Source organism: Achromobacter marplatensis (assembly GCF_002209535.1).
GTDB classification, from domain to species: Bacteria; Pseudomonadota; Gammaproteobacteria; order Burkholderiales; family Burkholderiaceae_B; genus Achromobacter; species Achromobacter marplatensis.
In genome coordinates this window covers 50,687-73,986 of sequence record NZ_NJIG01000015.1, presented here as the reverse complement: position 1 = coordinate 73,986, position 23,300 = coordinate 50,687, and the positions used below count along the sequence as shown (strand labels likewise).

Below are 23,300 nucleotides of genomic sequence, written 5' to 3'. Positions count from 1 at the left end.
TTTTATTTGATATCACAATGGTATTGTTGCAATTCGTGCCATAGCGCCCGGCTATGCGCCGGGCGCCTTCCCTACAACGCCTTGCCGCAAGCCACGCCCGACGCCCAAGCCCACTGGAAGTTGTAGCCGCCCAGCCAGCCGGTGACGTCCACGGCTTCGCCGATGAAATACAGCCCCGGCGTGGTCTTGGCCTGCATGGACTTCTGGTCCAGCCCGCGCGTGTCCACACCGCCGCGCATCACTTCGGCCTTCTTGTAGCCGGCGGTGCCGCTGGGCACCAGCGACCATTGATGGATGTCCTGCGCCAGCGCGCGCAGCGTCTTGTCCGGCGCGTCGGCGAGACGCAGCGCGGCCAGGCCGGGTTTGCCGCCCTGCTCGGCCAGATGCAGCCAGCGGTCAGCCAGCCGTTTGGGCCAAAGCCCCGCCAGCACGGTATGCAGCTGCTGCCGGTTGCCGGATTTGGCGGCCAGCAGCTCCTGGGCCAGATCGCGGCCCGGCGCCAGGTCGATCACGATGGGCTCGCCGGGCTTCCAATAGCTGGAGATCTGCAGGATCGCCGGGCCCGACAGGCCCCGGTGGGTGAACAGCAGGTCTTCCAGAAATTCGCCCCGCGCCTTGCCCTGCCCCGTGTGCAGGCCGACTTCCAGCGCCACGCCCGACAGCTCAGACAACGCCTGCCATTGCGCGGGGTCGAAAGTCAGCGGCACCAGCGCCGGCCGGGGCTCGACGACTTTCAGGCCGAACTGCCGCGCGATCTTCAAGCCGAAGTCAGTGGCGCCCAGCTGCGGGATCGCCATGCCGCCGGTGGCCACGACCAGCTTGGCCGCGCGGATCACGCCCTGGGCGGTGCGCAGCTCAAAGCCCGCTTCACCGTGGCCGATCTCGGATACCGAACAGCCCATGCGCCATTGCACCTTGCCGGCGTCGCACTCGGCGCGCAGCATGTCGATGATGGATTCGCTGGAATCGTCGCAGAACAGCTGGCCGCGATGCTTCTCGTGCCAGGCGATATGGTGGCGCTTCATCAGCGCCAGAAAATCCTGCGGCGTGTAGGCCGACAACGCCGAACGACAGAAATGCGGGTTGTCGGACAGGAAATTGGCGGGTCCGGCCCCGATGTTGGTGAAATTGCAGCGGCCGCCGCCGGAAATGCGGATCTTCTCCGCCAGGCGTTCGGCATGGTCGACCAGCACCACGCGCAAGCCGCGCTGGCCGGCCACCGCTGCACACATCATGCCAGCGGCGCCGGCGCCGAGTACGGCTACATCAAACATCAGGACTCCAGACCCGCAGGCCTTACTCTTCGATCAGGCAATCAACGTAGTAGCGCTTTTCGCCATTCGGACCCACTTCGTCGGCCAGGCCGTGGATGTAGGTTTCGAAGCCGGGGAAGCGCTCATTGAACTCGCGCGCGAATTGCAGGTACTGCACGATCGTGCGGTTGAAGCGTTCGCCCGGGATCAGCAGCGGGATGCCCGGGGGATACGGCGTCAGCAGCACGCCGGTCACGCGGCCTTCCAGCTTGTCGATGTCGACGCGTTCGACCTCGCGGTGCGCCATGCGGGCAAAAGCGTCCGACGGCTTCAGCGCCGGCACCATGTCGCTCAGGTACATCTCGGTGGTCAAGCGGGCGACGTCGCGCGCGCGGTAGGCCTCGTGGATCTCCTGGCAAAGATCGCGCAGGCCCATGCGCTCGTAGCGGCGATGGACCTTGCAGAAGTCCGGCAGGATGCGCCACAGCGGCTGGTTGCGGTCGTAGTCGTCCTTGAACTGCTGCAAGGCGGTCAGCAGCGTGTTCCAGCGGCCCTTGGTGATGCCGATGGTGAACAAGATGAAGAACGAATACAGGCCCGTCTTCTCGACCACCACGCCGTGCTCGGTCAGGTACTTGGAGACCAGGGCGGCAGGGATGCCCGTTTCGCCGAAGCTGCCCGACATGTCCAGCCCCGGGGTGATGACCGTGGCCTTGATCGGATCCAGCATGTTGAAGCCTTCGGCCATTTCGCCGAAGCCGTGCCAATGGTCGTTGGCTTCCAGGATCCATTCGTCACGGTTGCCGATGCCTTCGGACACCAGGCGGTTCGGGCCCCAGACCTTGAACCACCAGTCGTTCTTGCCGAACTCGGACTCCACCTTGCGCATGGCGCGGCGGAAATCCAGCGCTTCGCGGATGCTTTCCTCGACCAGCGCGGTGCCTCCCGGCGGCTCCATCATGGCGGCCGCCACGTCGCACGACGCGATGATCGCGTACTGCGGGGACGTCGACGTGTGCATCAGGTACGCCTCGTTGAAGACGTTGCGGTCCAGCTTGCGGGTTTCGGACTCCTGCACGATGATTTGCGAGGCCTGCGAGATGCCGGCCAGCAGCTTGTGCGTGGAGTGCGTAGCGAAGACCATCGCGTCATGGCTGCGCGGACGATCCTGGCCGATGGCGTGCATGTCCTTGTAGAACTCGTGGAACGAGGCGTGCGGCAGCCAGGCTTCGTCGAAGTGGAGCGTATCGACATAGCTGCCGAGCTGCTCCTTGATCATTTCCACGTTGTAGATGACGCCGTCGTACGTGCTTTGCGTCAGGGTCAGGATGCGCGGGTTCTTGTTCACCGCTTCGCGCGCGAAGGGGTTGGCTTCGATCTTCTTGCGGATATTGTCCGGGTGGAACTCTTCCAGCGGGATCGGGCCGATGATGCCCAGGTGGTTGCGCGTGGGGCGCAGGAACACCGGGATCGCGCCCGTCATCGTGATGGCGTGCAGGATCGACTTGTGGCAGTTGCGGTCCACCACCACCACGTCGCCCGCGGCCACGTTGGCATGCCACACGACCTTGTTCGAGGTCGAGGTGCCGTTGGTGACGAAGAAGCAATGGTCAGCATGGAAGATGCGCGCGGCGTTCAGCTCGGACTCGGCAACGGGGCCGGTGTGGTCCAGCAGCTGGCCCAGTTCGTCCACGGCGTTGCAGACGTCGGCGCGCAACATGTTCTCGCCGAAGAACTGGTGGAACATGCGTCCGACCGGGCTCTTCAGGAACGCCACGCCGCCCGAGTGGCCGGGACAGTGCCAGGAGTACGAACCGTCCTGCGCGTACTTCACCAGCTCGCGGAAGAACGGCGGCGGCAGCGAATCCACGTAGCTGCGGGCCTCGCGGATGATGTGGCGCGCCACGAATTCGGGGGTGTCCTCGAACATGTGGATGAAGCCGTGCAGTTCGCGCAGGATGTCGTTCGGAATGTGTTCCGACGTGCGCGTCTCGCCATACAGATAGATGGGAATGTCGGCGTTGCGGAAGCGCAGTTCGCCGATGAACATGCGCAGGTTCTTGATCGCGCTGGCCACGTCCTCGGGCGAATCCACGTCGAACTCTTCATCGTCGATCGACAGGATGAAGGCGCTGGCGCGGCTTTGCTGTTGCGCAAACGAACTCAGGTCGCCATAACTGGTCACCCCGATCACCTCGACGCCCTCGGCCTCGATCGCTTCAGATAAGGCACGGATACCCAAACCGGACGCGTTCTCGGAACGGTAGTCCTCGTCGATGATGAAGATGGGGAAGCGGAATTTCATGCAGGCGCTCCTGGGGCAAGGCGGGATCGGACGCTTATCGCGGCGCGAGTGTACTTCTAGTAAAAATCCGCCTGATGACAGACGGCGCGAGCACCCACCGGGGAGGCGGGAATGGCGGAATTGTAGGGCTGTTTTTCTTACAGTCCTAAGGGAAATCCCCAGAAGGCCTGCACGGCCGTTGTCATCGCGCCAAAAGCGGGCGCTTTCAGTGCGGCGACAACGGCACCGGCCTAGCGGATCGTGTGGGCTTCGCCCTTCTGCAAGGCGGCTGTGAAGAGCTCGAAGTAGGCGGGGATCGCCTCGGCGGCGCCGTAGCGGATGCGCCGTTCGACCTTGGCAATGGCGCCAAAACAGACTTCGGAGCCAGGGTCACCGCAGACCAGCACGACGGGGTCTTCGTCGTCGCAGACCTCGTAGAGGCCGCCGTGGGCCCGGCGCCCGATCTCGTAGAGGTAGGCGGCGGCGCCGACGGTCTGCATGGGGGTAAGAGGCAAGATCCCGACGTGGGCGGCCTCCAGCGCGTCATCGAGCGCATGGACGCTGGACAGGGAGTAGTCCAACACTGCGCCAGTGGAACTGGCGGCTTGTACAAAGTCTTGCGCAGCATCCGCCACACGGGCGACGAACTCTTCCTGCACTTCGTCGCGCTTGGCGTCCTGGTTTATCTTGAGGAAACCGAACATCATTGGCTCCTTTGTGAAAACCGCAAGCGGCAATGAACCCATTATAGGCAAGCTGCCCGCCTATACTGCCCAAACGCCCCCAACCGTTCCGTATTCCCAACACTTCGCAGCCATGCCCTCACCGCTTGTCAGACGTCTGACCGCCCCGGATGCCCCGTCCCTGCGTCAATTGCGACTGGACGCCCTGGTGGAAACCCCGGAATCTTTTGGATCAAGTTACGAAGAGGAACACACGCTGACACTGGAAGACATCCGGGGGTGGATCACGCCGCTGGATGACGGCGCGATGTTTGGCGTGTTCGCGGACGACGCCCTTGCCGGCATGGTGGGCGTGGGCCGCCAGCGCAAATTGAAGATGCGCCACAAGGCGCATATCTGGAGCATGTACGTCGCCCCCGCGCAGCGCGGGCGCGGCCTGGGACGGCTGCTGATGCATGCGGCGATCGCGCACGCCCAGACCATGCGCGGCATCCGGCAGGTGCAGTTGAGCGTGACCGCCAACAACACGGCCGCGTCGACGCTTTACGCCAGCCTGGGCTTCGCTGAATACGGCAGGGAACGCGAGGCGCTGTGCGTGAACGGCGCGCTCTACGACGAAACCCTGATGGCGCTGGCGCTGACCGGCAAGTAGGCCGGCGGCTCAGGCGCTTGCCCTGCGCCGGACGCCGTACGCGCACACCTGGTTGCGACCGCCGTCCTTGGCCTTGTACAGCGCCTGATCCGCCGCCTTGATCACCGCGTCCGGCGCCCGCAAGGCGTCGCTGCGCTCGGCCACGCCGATGCTGACCGTCACCCGCAACGGACGCGAACCGCGTCCGCCTCGACCGCCCCGTCTGCGCTGGCCGACCTGGTCCGCCTTGGGACGGGCAGGCTTGTCCCGCAGGCGCATCTGATAGGCCTCGATGGCCCGCCGGACGGTTTCCAGGTGGGGCATGCTTTCCGCCGCCGTCTTGCCCGGGAACACCAACGTGAACTCTTCGCCGCCGTACCGGTAGGCCTGGCCGCCGCCGGGCACGCGCCGCAGTTGCGACGCCACCATGCGCAGCACCTGGTCACCCACGTCGTGCCCGTGCGTATCGTTGAATATCTTGAAGTGGTCCACGTCGGCCATCGCAAGCGTGTAGACGCGGCCCATGCGCTGCAGGCGTTCGTTCAACGCCCGGCGGCCCGGCAAACCGGTCAGCTCGTCGCGAAACGCCATATGGAAGCCTTCGTGCGCCAACGAAATCGAAAGCGCCGTGAGCGCTGCCGCCGACATGAGGGCCAGTTCGATAGGATGCTGCGCGCCGCGCGGCAAGGCCCACGCCATACAGACAAAGCCCAGCCATTGCCCCGCCTGCTGTGGACGCCCGTAGCGCAGCAACAGCAAAGTCAGCGTCAGGCCCGTCAAGAGCAGCCCCACCAGCGCCTCGACCGGCACGCCCAGGCGCGCCAGCTTGCCCTGCACCGCCAACGTCCCGAAGACATCGGCCAGGCCATCCTTGCCGACCAGCGCGATCGCCGCCACGCCCACAGCCATCAACCCGATGCGCGCCACCATGTCCAGCAGCATGCTTGACCGCTCCGACCACAGCGCATTGATCGTATAGGCCATCGACCACCAGGCCAGCACCGGCCCCAGCGCCCACGGCGCTTCGCGGGCCAGCGTCGGCCAGACGGCGGTGGCGGCCAGTACACACAGCATCAACGCCATGGTTTGCGAGCGCTGGTACATCAGGCAGATCGCCGCGCCGATCAGCGCCATCACCCACGGCACGAAGGGCACGATCAGCGTCAGCGCCGGCGGCCACTCGCGCCACAACATCAGGCCGACCGCGGCGGCCACTGGCAGCGCAGGATAGAACAACAGGGGCAGCCAGGGGATATGGGGGTAACGCACGGGTCGGGGCCTTGCTCAGCTTGCAGAGATGACGTCGCCAAATCGGCAAACACATATATCCTTTTTACGGCCACGCCAGCGGTTTTCTTTAGCGCGCGGCGTGCACGCTGCCGGCCGCACGCCGCGTCGGACCCGTGATATGGTTTCCAGGCCCATTCAAAGGAAAAGCCCTATGCACATCCTGGTCAATATCGATGTCCCCGATCTTGAACACGCCATCGACTTCTATCGGCGTGCCTTCGGATTGAGCCTGCATCGACGACTGGGACCGAAAGCAGCGGAAATGCTGGGCGCCAATGCACCCATCTATCTGTTGGAGAAGGCGGCTGGAACCCCCGCGGCCAGCGCGGCGCGCCAGACTCGCGACTACGCACGGCACTGGACGCCCGTGCATCTGGACGTGGTGGTCGAAGACGTGGACCGCGCCGTCGATCAGGCCGTTGCGGCCGGCGCCCATCTGGAAGATCCGGCTGCCTCGCACGCCTGGGGCCGCATCGCGCACCTGAGCGACCCTTACGGTCACGGCATTTGCATCCTGCAATTCCTGGGCCGCGGCTATGACGAACTGTCAGACGGTAACGTCCAGTACCGGCCGGTGTCGGCAGCGGATTTCGACGCGCTGGCCACCCTGCGCATCGACGCCATGCGCGACAGCCTTGAACGCTTGGGCCGCTTCGACCCGGAACGGGCGCGCAGCCGGCTGCGCAATACCTTCCAGCCGGAACACACGTGGGCGATCCAGCACAACGGGCAATGGGTGGGGTTCTACGCCCTGCGTCCGGAAGGCGCGGGCTTGCGGCTGGACCACCTGTATGTGGTGCCCGCCGCGCAGGGGCAAGGCCTGGGCAGCCAGGTGATGCGCAAGATCCTGCAGGAGGCCGACAGCCGCGGGCTGCCGGTCGCCGTGGGCGCGTTGCGCGGCAGCGATTCCAACCGCTTCTATCGCCGTCATGGATTTGTCCAGACGGCGGAAAGCGAATGGGATATCGACTACCTGCGCCCCGTGCCCGGGCAGGACGACTGACGGATCAGGTACGCGGCAGCGTGACGCCGCGCTGGCCCTGATACTTGCCGCCGCGGTCGGCGTACGAGGTCTCGCACACTTCGTCGCTTTCCAGGAACAGCATCTGCGCGCAGCCTTCGCCGGCGTAGATCTTGGCCGGCAGCGGCGTGGTGTTCGAGAATTCCAGCGTGACGTGGCCTTCCCATTCGGGTTCCAGCGGCGTCACGTTGACGATGATGCCGCAGCGCGCATAGGTGCTCTTGCCCAGGCAGATCGTCAGGACGCTGCGCGGGATGCGGAAGTACTCGACCGTGCGGGCCAGGGCGAACGAGTTGGGCGGGATGATGCAGACGTCGCCCTTGAAGTCCACGAAAGAGCCTTCGTCGAAGTTCTTCGGATCGACGATGGTGGAATTGATGTTGGTGAAGATCTTGAATTCGTCGGCGCACCGCACGTCGTAGCCGTAGCTGCTGGTGCCGTAACTGACGATGCGCCCGCCATTGGCCGTGCGGACCTGACCCGCTTCAAAGGGTTCGATCATGCCGGCTTCGGCCTGGCGGCGGATCCAGCGGTCGCTTTTGATGCTCATGGTGGGATGGGTGCTAAGGGTAAGGAATGGGCCTCATTTTATCCCGAGCGCGCCCGAGCTGCCTGCGGGCGGGGCGGGACGCCTTGATCCCGCCCCGCCAGCCGCCGTTCAGTTGCCCCAGAAGGTCCGATAGACCAGCGCGATGCCGTTGACCGAACCGCCCTTCAAGTCCACGGACAGGCCGCGCGCCAGGCGGTAACTGGCCCGGCCGACCGTGTCGCTGCCCGCCAGCGCCTGCTCGACGCTGAGCGTGATGCCGTTGGCGAACGACTTGCTGGCCACCAGGAACTGGGTCGCCAGCTGGCTGTCGCTGTCCCGGTTGACATCGCCGGCCACTGTGCGGTCCGGCAGGATGCTGCCGGAACTGCCGATGTTGCCGGTGCGCACGCTGACGTCGTCCAGGCCGAATTGCTTGTAGAACGGCTGCCCGCCCCCCAGCAGCGCCGTACCGACCGACACCAGCAAGGCCGCGTCGCTGCCGCTTTCATCCGGGCCCCGGCCCAGCAGCAGCCAGGAAAGCTTTTCCACGTCGCTGACGTCGGGATAGGACACGAGGTCGATCCGGGGACGTTGCGCCGTGCCGACGACCTTCACGCCCGCCTCGACCTGTTCGCCGGTGCGTAGCGCCTCGATGTCCAGCAAGGGATTGTCCAGCCGGCCCTGGAAGGTCAGCGTGCCGCGGCTTAGCCGCAGCTTCTGGCCGTAGGCCTCGATGCCGCCGCCCCGCGTGCGCAACTGCCCCACGCCGGACAGCCGGCCATCGTTCAGCAGGATCTGGATGGAACCGAGCAAGCCCGCGTCCAGGCCCATCCCGGTAATGTAGAAGCGCGGCCCCATGTCGAACTTCAGGTTCATGCTGGTCTGCAACGGCGTCGATACCGCGGTCGGGTCCTGCCCGGCCCGGATCACTTTCACATCGTCGTCCAGGGAAGGCACGCCTTGCAGGATCTCCAGGCTGAACCAGCCTGCATCCGCCTTCAGGTCGCCCACGATCTCGATCCGGGGCATGGCCGCCTTCAGGTCAATGACGCCGGACACCATGGCGTAGCGATCCGAGCGCTGCAGCGCCGGGAACCGGTACAGGGTCAGCTTGATGTCGCCGCCGCCGTCCATGATGTTCCACTGGCCGCGCGCCTCGGCATAACCGCCCTTGGACTCGGGGTTGGTCGTGATCCATTCCTTGGTGCGCCATTCCGCCGGCATGACTCGCAGCGATGCCGGGAAACGCAGGCTGTCCAGCACCAACCGGTCGCCGTCCAGGCGTGCCGACAAGGTGCCGTCGATCAGGCGCACCCCGTCGTCGATGCGCACCACGCGCAGCTTCTCGCCACGGATCGTGCCGGTGGCGGACCACTTGCCGGCCAGGGTGCCCTGGGCTTCCAGGTTGGCCTTGACCGCGCCGCCGACTTCCATCGAATCGCCGACGAACAGGCCGATCCAGGCCAGATCGGCAATATCGGCGTCCAGCTTGGCGCGCAGGGGCTGGCGCTCGTCCAGCGCCATGCCGCCCTTGGCGTCGACGACCAGCACGGCCGAACCGGTGCCGTTGACGGTGCCCATCTTGGCGGTCGCGAGGTTGATCTTGGCATCCAGGCGGCTGGCGTTCGCGGACGTGGGGGTAGCGGTCACGTCCAGCACCAGCGCCTTCACGCCCAGCGGAATGGGCGGGTCGCCCGGAATCAGCAGGTCGCCATCGCGGCGCGCGATGCGAGCCTTGCCACCCAGCCGTCCGTCGAATTTCAGGTCCCACAACAGGTCCAGGGCAATGCGGCGCTGGCCTTCGGGGATCATCGCATTCACGCGGCTAGGCCCTTTGCCCAGCTTGGAAGCCGCCTCGGGGTCGACGGCGCCGATCACCTGGCGGGCCATGGCGGCCGTGATGACCAGATTGTCGCCCTGGCCAGCGGTTTCCCAGCGCTTGCCGCCGCCGCGCGAGCCCTGATGCGCCAGGGTCAGGCGTTCCTTGCCGGGCAGCGTCAGGCTCAAGGCGGTCTGTCCGACCTGCCATTGCCACTGCGGCGCCACGGCGGACGGCAGATAGGCCAACGTGACCGGCCGGTCCGCCGTCACGGTAAAGCCGGCCGTATCGGCCGTCAGCTTGGAAAACGCGCCGCGCCATCCCAGCAATGCGGCATCCGGCTGGCCCGCGGCGCCCTTGCCCCAGGCGCCGGTGAATACGATATTGGCCTTGGCGGGCGCTTGCCCCAACACGCCGGGACGCGGCTTGGCAGGCGTGTAGCCGGCCGTGACCTCGCCGCGATGCGCCGCCACGGTGCCCGCGAACTTGCCCTTCAATTCCGCGCCGCCCGGAATGCCCGGCCAGAACGCATCCAATTGGGGCGCCTGGGCGTCCAGCGTCAGCGCACCGTCCTTGGCGTCCAGTTCACCCTTGGCCTGGACCCGGTTGCGGCCCAGCTTCAGGTCCACGTCCAGGCCGTGGATGCGCAGCCCGGCCAGCGGATCCAAAGACGGATCGGCGGGCGTTGCTGCGGTGCCCGGCGTCGCGGCGTCCGGCGCGGCAATGTCCACCTGCGCCTTCAGCGCCCCCGTCAAGGGCTGCTTGTTCCAGCGGGTGCCGTCTTCGAATCGCAGATCGACGGCCGCATGCCGCAACTGGCTCAAGTTCTCGATATCAGCTTGCACGTCGCCGCGCACGGTCAGCACAGCGGGCGGAATTGTTTCGCCCAGCCACGGCGCCAGATCCAGGCGCTGGGCGCTGACGGTGCCCACGATACGGTCCCGGCCCGCGCCTTGCGCGGTGTCGGACTGCAAATCGAATTGCGCGGAAAGCGTTGATTTATCGGGCAATTGCGCATTCGCGCGGGCGCTGCGCAACACCAGCGCCGTGCGCGGCGCCAGATCGGCCACCACGTCCATCAACAGCCCGGAACCCGAGCCGTCCAGCTTGGCCTGGATGCCGTCCATCGACCCCGCGGCGTCCGCGCGCAACACCACCTGGCAGGCGGGCGCCGGCGGGCCGGCCAGTTCGGCGGGCTTGGTGTCGGCCGCGGCTTTAGGCGCCGGCTTGGCTTTGGGATCAACCTTGGCCTTAGGGTCGGGCTTGGCTGCGGCGCCGGCCTTGACCGGACGCGTATCGAACACGCCGCTCAGCTTGTCCGCCTGGCACAGCGGGGAATCCGGACCCGAGCCGCGTGCGGTCACGTCCAGCCGCGCGGCGAACGGCCAGGGGTCGGCCATGCCCTGCAATTCGGCCTGGCCCGACACGTCCGCCTGCCCCACCGCGTGACCCACGCGCAGGCTGGCGATGCGCAACTGCGCGCCCTGCTTGCCCGCCGCGAAGGTGGCGCTCAGGTCGCCCAGCGTCACAGGCAACGGCTGGCCATCCTGATCCAGCTGGAAATCGCCCAGGGCCACGCGATCCACGGCGATGTCCACCGGCAGTGACGGCAGCGTGAACGGGGCGCCGTCGTCTTCCTTGGGCGCCGCGTCGGGCGACGAGGTCAAGGCCACGCGCACCGATCCCGCCGACACGTCGCGCACATGCAGCAGGCGGTCGCCCAGGGCGCGCCAATGCACGTCCAGGTGCAGGTCGCTGATGTCGATCCGGGTGCCGCCCAGGTCCAGGTCCAGCTTGCCCACCGACACGCCGCGCAAGAGCGAACCGTTCACGTCCAGCGCCTGCCCGTTCAATTGCTGGGCAGCCGTGGTCAGCAGCAGCCGCGTGCCGTTCTGCGAACCCACGAGCCAAAACAGGAATCCGCTGGCCAGCAAGGCCAGCATCGCCAGGCCCGGCAACCACCACACCAGGATTTGGCGCAGGATTTTGCGCAACACCGTCAAAACGCGATCCCCAACGAAAAGTGCAGGCGCAAGTCGCGTTCGCGCTGACCGTAGGCCAGGTCCAGGAACAGCGGGCCCGCCGGCGTGCGCACCCGGGCGCCCACGCCATAGCCCACCGCCATCGACATGTCGCCGAACGATTCGGCCGCGTCACCCGCGTCCACGAACACGCCCATGCCCCAACGCTCATTGAAATAGTGGTCGTATTCGATGCTGCCGACCACCAGGGTGGGCGCGCCCACGACGGCGTTGTCGCGCTGCAAACCGATGCTCTGGTACTTGTAGCCGCGGATCGACCGCGCGCCGCCCGTGCGGAAGCCGAAATCGTCCGGCACCTGCACCTTGCTGCTGGACCAGACGCGGCCGACTTCGCCGCGCACCGTCAGCACGTCCAGCTTGCCGATCGGCCACCATTTCTGGGCGCGAAGCCGGGCGCGCGTGTAGGGCTCGCCCGTATCCAGCGTGACGCCGACGCCGCCGCCCACGGCGATCAGGTTGCCTTCGCGCGGGTCGTACTTGTTGTCCACATCGCGGCGCAGCCACTCGGCCGTCGCGGTCAACGTCGGCAAGGTGTATTCGTCGCCGCCGTCGATCTTCACGTGATCCTGCGCCAGCAGCAGGCCCCAGCGGGTTTCGTATTCCACGCGGCTGTCGCCCGCGCCCTTGCGTTCCTGCAGGCGCGTCGCGCCCAACGCGTAGCGCGTCACATCCAGGCCCTGGATATCGGAATGGTCCGCCAGGATGCCGAAGGAATCCTTGTAGCCGCGCTCGGTGGGCGGGAGCAGGAAGTCGGCATAGGCGCGTTGGCGCAGCCGGTCCACGCTGAAGCCCGTCTCCATGGTGAGCGGCTGGCCGAACACCACGTTCTGCCGGTACAGCGACTCCACCCGCAGGCCGGCCTCATCGTCCACGCCCAGCGAGGCCGTGAAACGCTTGGGCGGCGCTTCGACCACCCTCACCTGCACGGGCAGCGTCACTTCGCCATCGGAGTCATAGGCGGCCGGCGGCGGCGGGACCGCGCCAGAGACGGACGGGTCACCCGCCGGCGTGGCCGCGGCCAGGTCGGTCGACCCCGGCGCGCGGGCGCGGTCCGATTTCGCCTCTTGAGCCTGTTGCTGCTGTTGCGTGGCGCCCGGCTGCTCCAGCGAGACGAAGGCGCCCCGGAAGAACGCGGTGGACTGCAAGTCCTGCTGCCAGGTATCCAGCCGGTTCTGGTCGTAGGCCGAGCCCACCGAATAGCGCACGTAGCGCTGCACCAGTTTGTCCGGCACCCGTTTCAGGCCTTCGGTATTCAGTTCGCCCATGCGGACCTGGGGTCCGCTGTCGATGGTGACGCGCAGCACGGCCGTCGCCGTATCCGCCTCGATATCGGCCTGCGACGCCGTCATGCGCGCCAACATGAAGTCGCGCGTGGAGACCTGGTCCAGCAGGCTCGATTTGGCCTTGTTCCAGTCGCTGTTGATGAACGGCTGCCCCGCTTTCAACTGCCAGTCGTCGCGCAGCTTCTGCACCCGCTGCGCATATTCGGGGCGGGTGATGCGGCCCGTGAATTTCAGGTCCACTTCCGACACGGTCGTGCGCTTGCCGGACACGATGCCGATATCCCAGGTTTCCCCGCCGATATCGGTGCCAGCTTCAAGCGTCACCGTGGGCGAGAAATAGCCCTGGGTGGCCAGGGCGGCCAGCGTCGCGTCGCGTGCGCGCCGGCGCAAGCGGTTGATTTCACCGCCGTCCTGGTCCTCGGCCAGCCGCGCAATCGCGTCCACCGCCTCGGTGATCGCCTGCAGCGCGGCCGGCGGCACGCCGCCGGGGTCCACGATGATCTCCGGGCGTTTGGCCAGCGCCTCGCCCGATACTACGCAAAGTCCAGCCAAGAAGGCTCGGGCTGCCCACCGCATGCGTCAGGTCGGCTGCTGCACGACGATGGACGGAAATTTTCCGGCCATGTCGCGCGGTAACGCCGCCACGCCCGCTGCCAGCTTCCGTGCAATGCCCCGATACAGCGAAGCGGCTTCGCTGCCGGCGTCCGACACCACGGTCGGCGTGCCGGCATCCGTCTGTTCCCGAATCGCCAGCGTGAGCGGCAGGCTGCCCAGCCAGGGCGTCTGGTATTGCTCGGCCATGCGCTGGCCGCCGCCTTCGCCGAAGATGTGTTCGGCGTGCCCGCATTGCGAGCAGATATGGATGGCCATGTTCTCGACGACGCCCAGGATCGGCACTTCCACCTTCTGAAACATGCGCAAACCCTTGCGCGCGTCCAGCAGCGCCACGTCTTGCGGCGTGGTGACGATGACAGCACCCACCACCGGCACTTTCTGCGCCAGGGTCAGCGCCACGTCGCCCGTGCCCGGAGGCATGTCGACGATCAGGTAGTCCAGGTCGCGCCAGTTGGTCTGGCGCAGCAATTGCTCCAGCGCCTGCGTCACCATGGGGCCGCGCCAGATGGCGGGCGAATCGGCGTCGATCAGGAATCCGATGGAATTGGCTTGCAGGCCGTGGCCCGTCAGCGGTTCCATGCTTTTGTTGTCCAGGCTCTCGGGACGGCCGGAAATGCCCAGCATCGTGGGCACGCTGGGGCCGTAGATATCGGCGTCCAGCAGGCCGACCTTGGCGCCTTCGGCGGACAGGGCCAGCGCCAGGTTCACGGCGGTGGTGCTTTTGCCCACGCCGCCCTTGCCCGAGGCCACTGCAATAATGTTGCGCACGTTCGGCAGGGGCTTCAGGCCCTTCTGCACCGCGTGGGAAGCAACCTTCCAAGTAACGGTGACTTGCGCGTCCGGCGCGCCGGCTGCCGCCAGGGCCGCCACGGCAATATCGCGGATCTGGTCGCGGACGCCGTCGGCCGGATAACCCAGTTCCAACGTCAGGGCGACACGCGGCCCCGTTAATTGAATGTCACGATCTTTTACAGAAACGCCCAGGTCCAATCCGGTGTTCGGGTCGTGCGCGGCGCGCAAAGCGGCGCGGATGTGTTCTATCGTTATACTCATGTCACTATGGTTCCGTAGGCAGCGCGGCTTCTGCGGGCCGCCATCCCCTAAAGGATAGCGGATACACGGGAACCTTTCGCTGCGTTTTGCATCCGACCTTCATGACCAACACACTTATCCGCTTCTTCCGTGCCGTCCTATTCGCCGCCCTGGCCTTGATCGGCATGGCGATGGCGCTGGTCTTCATGCTGTCCACGGCGATCGCCGTGGCGATCCTGTACGTGGTCGCCAAGGTGCGCGGCAAACCTTTCGGCGTTCGCGCCTATTGGAGCCAGCGCCAAGGCGCCCGCCCGGGTCCGTTCCAGTCCGCCACCGCCCCCTTCGCCACGCAACCGCGCGGCGATGTGATCGACGTCGAAGCCCGCGAAATCCGCTAACGGCGGCTTTCCCGTAAGCGCTTGCGCCGCCCTGCGGCGCACGCCGGCCGATGCTTTTGGCAGGCCACCCCGGCGCCTTCGCGTGGGTCGCCCGCATTCGGCGTTTGGCCGCCTCCCTCAACCCGCCTCGTTCGCTGCATTGCGATAGGCGGGTTGCGTCATTCCCGGGCACCGGCGCCCCTGCGGCGGCCAAGTCTGCGCCGTTGCCCTAAAATGGCCGGCCAATCCCCTTTTTCCCCTCAACCTCTACTGACAACCATGTCTCGCACCCTATTTGTCACCACTGCGCTGCCCTACGCCAACGGATCTTTCCACATCGGCCACATCATGGAGTACATCCAGGCCGATATCTGGGTTCGTTCGATGCGAATGGCGGGCCACACGGTGCACTTCGTAGGGGCGGATGACGCGCACGGCGCGCCCATCATGTTGAAGGCTGAAAAGGAAGGCATCACGCCGCAGGCGCTGGTCGCCCGCTACGCCGCTGAGCGCCCGCAATACCTGAACGGCTTCCACATCCGTTTCGACCACTGGCATTCCACGGATTCCGCCGAGAACGTCGCGCTGTCGCACGACATCTATCGCGCGCTGAAAGCCCAGGACCTGATCGAAACGCGCTCGATCGAGCAGTTCTACGACCCCGTCAAGGGCATGTTCCTGGCCGACCGCTACATCAAGGGCGAGTGCCCCAAGTGCCACGCCAAGGACCAGTACGGCGATTCCTGCGAGGTCTGTGGCGCGGTGTATGCGCCCACCGAGCTGATCAACCCGTACTCGGCGCTGACCGGCGCCACGCCCGTGCTGAAGTCGTCGGACCACTTCTTCTTCAAGCTGTCCGACCCGCGCTGCGTGGAATTTCTGCAGCAATGGACCACGGGTTCGAACGCCAATGGCGGCAAGCACCTGCAGCCGGAAATGCTGGCCAAGACCCGCGAATGGCTGGGCGCCGAAGACGGCGAAGCCAAGCTGGGCGACTGGGACATTTCGCGCGATGCGCCCTACTTCGGCATCGAGATCCCCGATGCGCCGGGCAAGTACTTCTACGTGTGGCTGGACGCGCCGGTCGGCTATCTGGCGTCCTTGAAGTCGTACTGCGAAGTCAAGGGCCTGGATTTCGACGCCCTGCTCGATCCCAATGGCACCACCGAACAAGTTCACTTCATCGGCAAGGACATCGTGTATTTCCACGCGCTGTTCTGGCCCGCGATGCTGAAGTTCGCCGGCCGCAAGACGCCGGACGCGGTGAATGTTCACGGTTTCATCACCGTCAGCGGTGAAAAGATGTCCAAGAGCCGCGGCACCGGCATCTCGCCGCTGCGCTATCTGGAAATCGGCATGAACGCCGAGTGGATGCGCTACTACATTGCCGCCAAGCTGAACGCCCGCGTCGAAGACATGGACTTCAACCCCGAAGACTTCATCGCCCGCGTCAATAGCGACCTGGTCGGCAAGTACGTCAACATCGCCAGCCGCGCCGCCAGCTTCATCACGAAGCACTTCGACGGCGCCCTGGGCTATTCGGGCGACACCGCCGCACTGTCGGCGGAATACGCCCAACAGGCCGAATCCATCCGCGCCGCGTTCGAAGCCCGCGAATACAACCGCGCCATCCGCGAAATCATGGCCTACGCCGACGGCATCAACCAGGCGTTCGACACGGCCCAGCCGTGGGTGCTGGCCAAGGGCATCGGCACGGCGGACGACGCGCAAAAGGCCGCGCTGCAGGACATCTGCTCGCGTTCGCTGGCAGGCTTCAAGGCCCTGTCCGTGATGCTGGCCCCCGTGCTGCCGTCGCTGGCCGAGCGCGTGGCGTTGGAACTCTTCGGCGCCCAGGCGCCGTTCACGTGGGCCGATGCCGCTGTCCTGCCGCAGCGCGTCGCGCCGTTCAAGCACCTGATGCAGCGTGTCGAACCGCAAATGCTGGAAGACCTGTTCGAACCGCCCGCCGCGCCGGTCGTGGTGCCCGGTGGCGAGCCGCTGGCCGAAACGATCTCGATCGACGACTTCGCCCGCGTCGACCTGCGTATCGCGCAGATCGTCAATTGCGAACACGTCGAAGGTTCGACCAAGCTGCTGCGCCTGACGCTTGACGTGGGCGAAGGCCGCCACCGCAACGTGTTCTCGGGCATCAAGTCGGCCTACAAGCCCGAAGACCTGATCGGCAAGCTGACCGTCATGGTTGCCAACCTGGCCCCGCGCAAGATGAAGTTCGGCGTCTCCGAAGGCATGGTGCTGGCCGCCAGCCACGCGGACGAAGCCGTGGACGCCGGCATCTACGTGCTGGAACCGTTCCCCGGCGCGAAACCCGGCATGCGCGTGCGCTGATCGCGCTGCCTGCACTCGGAATGCAAAGAGCCCGCCAACATTGGCGGGCTCTTTTTATTACATGACGGGATTTACGCCTTGCTAGGCGCGAGCTCCGGGTCCAGCGAGTGCCGTTCGTCGAAAACGAAGCACTTGCCCTCGTAGCCCGGGCCGCCGGTTTCCTCGAAGTACTTGAGGATGCCGCCGTCCAGTTGATACACGTTCTGGATGCCGGCCTCGTTCATGTAGATGGCGGCCTTCTCGCAGCGGATGCCGCCCGTGCAGAAGCTGACCACGGTCTTGCCTTCGAGTTCGGCGCGGTGCGCCTGCACGGCGGCGGGGAATTGCGTGAAGCGGTCGATGCGCCAGTCGATGGCGTTCTTGAACGTGCCTTCGTCCACCTCGAACGCGTTGCGGGTATCCAGCATCACCACGGGCCGTCCGGCGTCGTCCGCGCCCTGCGCGAGCCAGCGCGCCAGCGTCTGCGCATCCACGCCGGGCGCGCGCCCGGCCTCGGGGCGGATGGTGGGGTGATCCATGCGGATGATCTCGCGCTTGATCTTCACCAGCAGCTTGCGGAATGGCACGCCTTCACTGTGGCTGAACTTGACTTCCAGGTCGGCAAAGCGCGCGTCCGCGCGCAAAGTCTGCAGGAAGGCGTCGATGCCCTCGGCGGACCCGGCGAGGAACAGGTTGATGCCCTCTTCGGCCAGCAGGATGGTGCCCTTGAGCGCCGCGTCGCCGGCCCGGGCCAGCAGATGGGCGCGCAGGTCCGGCAGGGCATCCAGCGAAACGAATTTGTAGGCAGCGATATTGACGACGGAAGTCATGGCAAAGCGAAGGAAAACGGACGGCGAAGCCCATAATAGTAATCGCTGGGCGGGTTGCCCCGCCCCCCCCCCCCGCCTTGATCCTGCTCAACGAGTGACGATTTCCTGCTCGATCACGGCGTCCAGCACCCAGCGCATGGACGAGCCGCCTGCCGGCGGATTCGGGTCGGGGACTTCGACCACGCGCAGGCGGTAGCGGATGCCCGGCTGGAAGTTGAAGCCGGTGATGTCGCCATACCAGAACTGCCAGGGCTGGGAATCGCTGTCGCGCACCTGATAGCACTGGGTGCGCCCCGCGCCGGCGTTGCAGGGCACGCGTTCGGAATTCACATAGACCAGCTTGGTCGGCCCCGCCTGGCCACCCGCCACCGGGTCGACACGGCGGCCGAAGTCCAGGGTATCCCCGGTGCTCAGTACCCACGTCATGCGCTGTGGATTGTTGGTGTTGTCCAGCGACGTCGCGGTGATGCGGGTCAGGCCCGCCAGAAAGTCCTGCTCCAGCGACATGTTCTGCGGGGCGCAGGCCATCATCGTCGCCACCGGATTCGCCTGCACGATCAGTTGCCCGTTAGCGACGGTATAGGGCGCGTTGAACTGGTTGCAACCCGCAAAGCCGGACATGCGCGGCGCACCGCGGTCATGGATGAAGGTGACGGTTAGCGGACGGGAATTCGTGGACGGATGCGGAATGGTGCGTAAACCGCCGCCCGGCTGGGTCCAGCGTGCGAGGTCCCAACTGGTCTGCGCCAGGATGTCCGACGCCGAGGCCGGCTGGTAGCGAGGATCCTGCCCGTCTGCGGCCCGCTGGGGAGGCGATGCGCAAGCGGCCAGGCCGACGGATAGGACGCACGGGGCAAGCCAGCGCAAGGAAGCGGTAACGGACATGGGGGTCTCCCGGAATGCAAGGATTTCCCTGGCCCCGTGCGACGCGCCAGGGTCGGGCAGCGCCATTGTAGGCGTGCCCCGACCCTGTTTTCAGCGCGAAAACATCCTGAAACGGATATCCGCTGCGCCGCGCGTTACGGCGTTGGGGGATCCTGGCGGCGCTCGAACTCCAGGACGTCGCCACCGCGCAGGTTGAACGTCAGGTGCCGCGGCGCACCGCCGCTATCCAGCGTGAACGTGTCGATGATGGTCAGGCCCCGCAGGTAATCGGCTTCCAGCTTGGCGCGCTCGGGCGCGGCGCAGGCCATGCGGGTCGAGGCGGGCGCGTTGATGAAGAGCTTGCCGCTTTCCAGCTTGTAGGAGCCCATGTAGCGATTGCAGCCCGAAAAACCGTTCACCTGGTACTGCTTGCCTTGCGCCAGGAACGTCAGGCGCACGGGTTCGCCGTTGTCGCCGTGCGGGATGTCGCGCAGCGCACCGCCGGCTTGCGTCCATCGCACCAGTTCCCAGCTGGTCTGCGCCAGGGAATCCGCGCTGCTGGCGGCGTTGGCTGCCGCTGCACCCTCGGCGCGCGCGCCCCCCGTGGACCCCGCGCAACCCGCCAATGCCACGGTCAGAAGGCTCAGGCAAAGCAACCGGCAACGCGATGACAAATGAGTAAGCATGGATGGGACTCCTAAGAAATTCACACCCTCGACTGTAACCGGCACTGGGGCGCAACGCCCTTACTCTCCCCCCTACAGCCGTATCCAAAAGCAGCAAGCCCCGCCCCCGCACTCACGCCGATGAGGCAGAGAGCTGCATCGAATGCCGCATGGCGGTGCCCCCGGGCGACGCGCAGAATCATTGCAGACCATCTTGCCGGCCCACCCGTGCAGCACGGGTAGACGCCACCGGTCACAGCGGTACCGCAGACGCAGGTGTCCGGCCCGAGGGGCCAAACAATAAGACGACCGGGAGACACGGCGATGGGCTTTTTAAGAACCTTACTGGCGCTGTCAGTGGTGCTGGACCACCTGGGCGGCGGCTATGCCGACCATCTGGTCGGCGGCCGGCTGGCGGTGCAGCTGTTTTATGTGATTTCCGGCTTCCTGATTTCCTATGTGCTGACCGCAACGGACAACTACCAGGGCGCAACCGGCAAGTTCTACGCCAACCGTTTCCTGCGGCTGTTCCCCATCTATCTGGCGGTGGCGGCGCTAACGTTGATGGCGCATGTAATGAGCGGCGGTGCGTTCTTCCGCATCTACGACGCCCTGCCCTTTTCCGCGGAACTGTTCCTGGTGCTGGCCAACCTGTTCATCCTGGGCCAGGACTGGCTGATGTTCTTCGGCATCGAGCACTCCGCCCTGGTCTTCACGGGCAGCTTCGCGCATAGCGAGGTGCCCTTGTATCAGGGACTGCTGGTGCCGCAGGCGTGGACGCTGGGCGTGGAGATGAGCTTCTATCTGGTGGCGCCCTTCGTGCTGCACTCCCCGCGCCGGCTGATAGCGCTGCGTGCGGCCTCGCTGGCGCTGCGCGCGGTGCTGGTCGCCACCGGCATCGGCATGACCGATCCGTGGACGTACCGCTTCTTCCCCACGGAGCTGGCGCTGTTCCTGGTTGGATCGTTGTCGCACCAGGTGCTGCTGCCGCGCTGCAAGGCCTGGACACGGCGCATCCACCGCCTGCCGGAACTGGGCACCGCTGTGTTGTGCGTCTATTGCCTGCTTCATTTTTCGATCGGCCTGAACCACAACGTGCGCGACGCGCTGGCAGTCCTGCTGTTCGCGGCCCTGCTGCCCCTGGCGTTCCTGTTCCAGTCGCGGCACCGGCTGGACAAGGCGATCGGCGAATTGAGCTATCCCATCTACATCTGCCATTCGCTGGTGATCATGTTCTTTAGCTGGCTGTTGAACGAGGTCGAAGTACATCAACCCATGCTCTTTGCGGCGCTGGTGGTCACGGGCTGTATCGGGTTCTCGGCACTGCTGAACGGTTTGATCGCTGATCCCGTGGAACGCCTGCGCAGCCGGTTGCGCAGCGAACCGCGGGGCCGTGGGCAAGCGCAGGCGCCGGATGTGCGGCGGCCCGCGCAACCGGGTCAAGCGTTGGGATCTATTCGCCGCGCGCCTTGATGTAGGCGGCCAGCACAAGCTCGATCTGCCGCTTTTCCTGGGAGCTCAGCCGCGAGTAGGTCGCGTACGAGACCGATTCGAACGGCCAGGCAGGCGGCTGAGCGATCTCTCCCACACTGACGGGCGGATCGGCATAACCGGAATTCAGCATCGGCCCCTCTCCGGTGCTGAGCCACATCGGGCTGACCCGCAAGGCGCGGGTCAACTTGATGAGGGCATCGCTGGAGGGTTGCAGGCGTTGCCCGCTTTCGTAGTTGCCGATGGCGCTTTGCGACAGGTTGCTTGCGACTGCCAAGTCCTTTTGAGTCCATCCCTGAAGCATTCTTGCGTTGCGCAGACGATGGCTAAACGTGTCCAATCGATCAACCTGAGACATTAATATGAATTTATTTATTTGATTAAAACATCTCAATACTGATGCCAAATAAACGGATTGCACCCCAATTCCAGGGTTAATCCGTAAATCGCAACAATCGCCTGCTTGCCTGCCGCTTCCCACAGCTCGCCCCGCTTCATCCCTTGCCGGCGAAAAATAAAAAACCCCATATCCGCCATTGACTTACCGCAAGTGCAGGGGAGTCTGTGCAGGGCGACCCTGCGCGCGCTGGGACGCTTACCGCGCCAAAAACCCGCACAAGTTTATGGGTATTTTTGGATAAAAAATAGAAAATAATGTATCGGTAATACTTAATAATTTGCTGTCGCAAACGCGAAAACAAACAGTGTTTCAACCCCTTCCTGGGGGTTTCGTCTGCTCGCAAAGTTACCAACAGAAACTACAGAAACGTATCTTCACAAAAAAACACGCCCGTGTTTAAATGAAACACGGGCGTGACTTCCATGCAGGATCGGGTCACCGGCGGCCAGCGGCGACAGCGCGTCGGCCACGCGCCGGACGGGATCCCGGACCCGGCCACAGCTGGCCGCAAGCACATAGAACCTGGGCAGTTGTCCAGACCTCTCGCCCACATTCAAACAACACCGCCAGACGGTCCCGTCATGGCGCGCAGCTTAGGGAGAGGGGGTATGCCGGGACTGCTGACGCCAACGCGCCTCCTCTTCAAGCGCCGCCTCCATGCCGCGCCACCTCATTGGAAGCATCAATGAACAACACGCTGGATGTCATTTTCCTCGGGCAGGACGATGCCAGGCACGCCAGGCTTGTGGACGCCCTGTCCCACCTGGGTTTCAGCATCCGCCGCTGCTACGACCTGGCGGATGTCTATGACCGCTATTCCCGCCGGCCCAGCCCGCTGATCGTGCTGGAGGCGCCGCTGCCCGATATCCACAACGCCGCCGTCCGCCTGCGCGCGGTGGACCGGGGCCTGGGCATCGTGGCGATCGCCACTTTCGCGGATACCGAAAGCCGCATCCGCACGCTGCTCTGCGGGGCAGATGCCTGCTTGCCGCCTGAAGTCAGCGGGCTGGAACTTGCCGCGGTGCTGCAGGCGCTGGTGCGGCGCGCGGTGGGGCTGGACGGCATGGACGCCGCGCCCGACACGCACGCGGACGAACCCGTCCAGGAAACCTGGCGCCTGGCGAACAAAGGCTGGACCCTGATCAACCCGGCGGGCCGCATACTGGGCCTGACGACGGGAGAACGCGACTTCCTGTCGCGCCTGGTGACGGCGCCCGACCGCAAAGTCAGCCGCGACGCCTTCTACGCCGATGGCGCGGAAGATGCCGACAGCGGCATCACGCGCCGCCGCTTCGTGGACGTGATGATCAGCCGCCTGCGGCGCAAGGCGGCCGCCAATCAGATGACGCTGCCGATCCGGGCGGTGCATGGCTGGGGCTACATGTTCGCTGCGGACATCACGCTGGATCTGGACTATCGGGATGTTGGGGATGACAGCCGCGGAGACGGGCTGGAAGACTGGCGCCGGGAGACGGCGGACGCAAGCGCGTCAACGTAAGGCGACCCCATAAGGCGAGCCGGACAGCAAGGCCCGGCGGCCCGGCCAGTCGTGCAATGCGACAGGCGAAAAAAACGCGGCGCTGCCCCCGAGAGGTAAGACGCCGCGCTAAAACAACACGTGAACCCGGAGTCATCAGCCGGCACTGATGCCTTCTACCTGGATCACGCGATTCCAACATTCGTGCCTCATACTACTCACGCACGGTCCGACCGTGAACCTGAGCGGGGTCTCTAGTCCCCACGCAAGCTGCAACGTGATCAACGCCCGGGGTCTGGGCCCGCCCTGACTGCTGGCGGGCTTATCGCCCGAATCAGCGGTTTTCCTCTTGGATAGCCGCGTGATGGAGGAAGTTTAGGACTTCGTGC

At 65.6% G+C, this 23,300-nt stretch carries 18 protein-coding genes; 6 read left to right on the top strand and 12 right to left on the bottom strand.

Annotated elements, in window-relative coordinates:
• Positions 1–71: 71 nt before the first annotated feature.
• The 3 genes from CEY09_RS25310 to CEY09_RS25300 form a co-directional block, all read right to left on the bottom strand.
• On the bottom strand, positions 72–1,274 hold the full coding sequence (locus tag CEY09_RS25310) for a BaiN/RdsA family NAD(P)/FAD-dependent oxidoreductase (protein WP_088590720.1): 1,203 nt from the start codon (positions 1,272–1,274) through the stop codon (positions 72–74).
• Between the two features lie 22 nt (positions 1,275–1,296).
• Positions 1,297–3,558, bottom strand: coding sequence for an arginine/lysine/ornithine decarboxylase (locus CEY09_RS25305; RefSeq protein WP_006226191.1), 2,262 nt, complete (start codon positions 3,556–3,558; stop codon positions 1,297–1,299).
• A 230-nt stretch (positions 3,559–3,788) separates the two neighbouring features.
• Positions 3,789–4,241, bottom strand: coding sequence for a hypothetical protein (locus CEY09_RS25300; protein ID WP_035213748.1), 453 nt, complete (start codon positions 4,239–4,241; stop codon positions 3,789–3,791).
• Positions 4,242–4,353: 112 nt separating this feature from the next.
• On the opposite strand from CEY09_RS25300, the gene CEY09_RS25295 reads away from it, so the two are divergent.
• Entirely contained in the window at positions 4,354–4,872 is a 519-nt protein-coding gene (locus CEY09_RS25295) for a GNAT family N-acetyltransferase (protein WP_088590749.1), read from the top strand.
• A 9-nt stretch (positions 4,873–4,881) separates the two neighbouring features.
• Here the strand turns inward: CEY09_RS25295 and CEY09_RS25290 are convergent, their stop codons facing one another.
• Positions 4,882–6,120: a GGDEF domain-containing protein gene (locus CEY09_RS25290; protein ID WP_088590719.1), complete on the bottom strand. Its 1,239-nt coding sequence runs from the start codon at positions 6,118–6,120 to the stop codon at positions 4,882–4,884.
• 172 nt (positions 6,121–6,292) lie between these two features.
• Between CEY09_RS25290 and CEY09_RS25285 the strand changes: the two genes are divergently transcribed.
• Positions 6,293–7,144: a GNAT family N-acetyltransferase gene (locus CEY09_RS25285; RefSeq protein ID WP_088590718.1), complete on the top strand. Its 852-nt coding sequence runs from the start codon at positions 6,293–6,295 to the stop codon at positions 7,142–7,144.
• Between the two features lie 4 nt (positions 7,145–7,148).
• Here the strand turns inward: CEY09_RS25285 and dcd are convergent, their stop codons facing one another.
• From dcd to apbC, 4 genes are all read right to left on the bottom strand, one after another.
• Positions 7,149–7,712 carry a dCTP deaminase gene (dcd, locus tag CEY09_RS25280; protein ID WP_006226186.1) on the bottom strand — a complete coding sequence of 188 codons (564 nt, stop codon included), beginning with the start codon at positions 7,710–7,712 and terminating at the stop codon, positions 7,149–7,151.
• 108 nt (positions 7,713–7,820) lie between these two features.
• Positions 7,821–11,513, bottom strand: coding sequence for a translocation/assembly module TamB domain-containing protein (locus tag CEY09_RS25275; protein ID WP_088590717.1), 3,693 nt, complete (start codon positions 11,511–11,513; stop codon positions 7,821–7,823).
• Positions 11,510–13,411, bottom strand: a complete 1,902-nt coding sequence (locus CEY09_RS25270) for an autotransporter assembly complex protein TamA (protein WP_088590716.1) — start codon at positions 13,409–13,411, stop codon at positions 11,510–11,512. The genes CEY09_RS25275 and CEY09_RS25270 overlap by 4 nt, the downstream gene beginning before the upstream one ends.
• Before the next feature lie 3 nt (positions 13,412–13,414).
• The gene (gene apbC, locus CEY09_RS25265) at positions 13,415–14,503 is read right to left on the bottom strand and encodes an iron-sulfur cluster carrier protein ApbC (protein WP_088590715.1); all 1,089 of its coding nucleotides are present in this window, start codon (positions 14,501–14,503) and stop codon (positions 13,415–13,417) included.
• Positions 14,504–14,604: 101 nt separating this feature from the next.
• On the opposite strand from apbC, the gene CEY09_RS25260 reads away from it, so the two are divergent.
• Complete coding sequence (locus CEY09_RS25260; protein WP_006226181.1) at positions 14,605–14,880, top strand: hypothetical protein; 276 nt, start codon at positions 14,605–14,607, stop codon at positions 14,878–14,880.
• A gap of 258 nt (positions 14,881–15,138) precedes the next feature.
• Positions 15,139–17,205: a methionine--tRNA ligase gene (gene metG, locus CEY09_RS25255; protein ID WP_088590714.1), complete on the top strand. Its 2,067-nt coding sequence runs from the start codon at positions 15,139–15,141 to the stop codon at positions 17,203–17,205.
• Positions 17,206–17,276: 71 nt separating this feature from the next.
• Here metG and CEY09_RS25250 read toward each other — a convergent pair whose 3' ends face one another.
• The 3 genes from CEY09_RS25250 to CEY09_RS25240 all read right to left on the bottom strand — a co-directional run bounded on the left by CEY09_RS25250 (position 17,277) and on the right by CEY09_RS25240 (position 19,564).
• Positions 17,277–18,014: a sulfurtransferase gene (locus CEY09_RS25250; protein WP_088590713.1), complete on the bottom strand. Its 738-nt coding sequence runs from the start codon at positions 18,012–18,014 to the stop codon at positions 17,277–17,279.
• A gap of 87 nt (positions 18,015–18,101) precedes the next feature.
• On the bottom strand, positions 18,102–18,899 hold the full coding sequence (locus tag CEY09_RS25245; RefSeq protein ID WP_088590712.1) for an META and DUF4377 domain-containing protein: 798 nt from the start codon (positions 18,897–18,899) through the stop codon (positions 18,102–18,104).
• A gap of 134 nt (positions 18,900–19,033) precedes the next feature.
• Positions 19,034–19,564, bottom strand: coding sequence for an META domain-containing protein (locus tag CEY09_RS25240; RefSeq protein ID WP_035213732.1), 531 nt, complete (start codon positions 19,562–19,564; stop codon positions 19,034–19,036).
• 303 nt (positions 19,565–19,867) lie between these two features.
• Here CEY09_RS25240 and CEY09_RS25235 point away from each other — a divergent pair, with 303 nt between their 5' ends.
• A complete protein-coding gene (locus tag CEY09_RS25235) occupies positions 19,868–21,016 on the top strand; it encodes an acyltransferase family protein (RefSeq protein ID WP_088590711.1) in 1,149 nt (382 codons plus the stop codon).
• Here the strand turns inward: CEY09_RS25235 and CEY09_RS25230 are convergent.
• A complete protein-coding gene (locus tag CEY09_RS25230) occupies positions 20,997–21,392 on the bottom strand; it encodes a helix-turn-helix domain-containing protein (protein ID WP_081534315.1) in 396 nt (131 codons plus the stop codon). The genes CEY09_RS25235 and CEY09_RS25230 overlap by 20 nt on opposite strands.
• Positions 21,393–22,119: 727 nt before the next feature.
• Between CEY09_RS25230 and CEY09_RS25225 the strand changes: the two genes are divergently transcribed.
• On the top strand, positions 22,120–22,932 hold the full coding sequence (locus tag CEY09_RS25225) for a response regulator transcription factor (RefSeq protein WP_088590710.1): 813 nt from the start codon (positions 22,120–22,122) through the stop codon (positions 22,930–22,932).
• The last annotated feature ends 368 nt before the right edge of the window (positions 22,933–23,300 follow it).

Coding starts and splice junctions, on each gene's coding strand:
- CEY09_RS25310 (WP_088590720.1), bottom strand. CDS start 1,274: ATGTTTGATGTAGCCGTACTCGGCGCCGGCGCCGCTGGCATGATGTGT.
- CEY09_RS25305 (WP_006226191.1), bottom strand. CDS start 3,558: ATGAAATTCCGCTTCCCCATCTTCATCATCGACGAGGACTACCGTTCC.
- CEY09_RS25300 (WP_035213748.1), bottom strand. CDS start 4,241: ATGTTCGGTTTCCTCAAGATAAACCAGGACGCCAAGCGCGACGAAGTG.
- CEY09_RS25295 (WP_088590749.1), top strand. CDS start 4,354: ATGCCCTCACCGCTTGTCAGACGTCTGACCGCCCCGGATGCCCCGTCC.
- CEY09_RS25285 (WP_088590718.1), top strand. CDS start 6,293: ATGCACATCCTGGTCAATATCGATGTCCCCGATCTTGAACACGCCATC.
- dcd (WP_006226186.1), bottom strand. CDS start 7,712: ATGAGCATCAAAAGCGACCGCTGGATCCGCCGCCAGGCCGAAGCCGGC.
- CEY09_RS25270 (WP_088590716.1), bottom strand. CDS start 13,411: ATGCGGTGGGCAGCCCGAGCCTTCTTGGCTGGACTTTGCGTAGTATCG.
- apbC (WP_088590715.1), bottom strand. CDS start 14,503: ATGAGTATAACGATAGAACACATCCGCGCCGCTTTGCGCGCCGCGCAC.
- CEY09_RS25260 (WP_006226181.1), top strand. CDS start 14,605: ATGACCAACACACTTATCCGCTTCTTCCGTGCCGTCCTATTCGCCGCC.
- metG (WP_088590714.1), top strand. CDS start 15,139: ATGTCTCGCACCCTATTTGTCACCACTGCGCTGCCCTACGCCAACGGA.
- CEY09_RS25250 (WP_088590713.1), bottom strand. CDS start 18,014: ATGACTTCCGTCGTCAATATCGCTGCCTACAAATTCGTTTCGCTGGAT.
- CEY09_RS25245 (WP_088590712.1), bottom strand. CDS start 18,899: ATGTCCGTTACCGCTTCCTTGCGCTGGCTTGCCCCGTGCGTCCTATCC.
- CEY09_RS25240 (WP_035213732.1), bottom strand. CDS start 19,564: ATGCTTACTCATTTGTCATCGCGTTGCCGGTTGCTTTGCCTGAGCCTT.
- CEY09_RS25235 (WP_088590711.1), top strand. CDS start 19,868: ATGGGCTTTTTAAGAACCTTACTGGCGCTGTCAGTGGTGCTGGACCAC.
- CEY09_RS25230 (WP_081534315.1), bottom strand. CDS start 21,392: ATGTCTCAGGTTGATCGATTGGACACGTTTAGCCATCGTCTGCGCAAC.
- CEY09_RS25225 (WP_088590710.1), top strand. CDS start 22,120: ATGAACAACACGCTGGATGTCATTTTCCTCGGGCAGGACGATGCCAGG.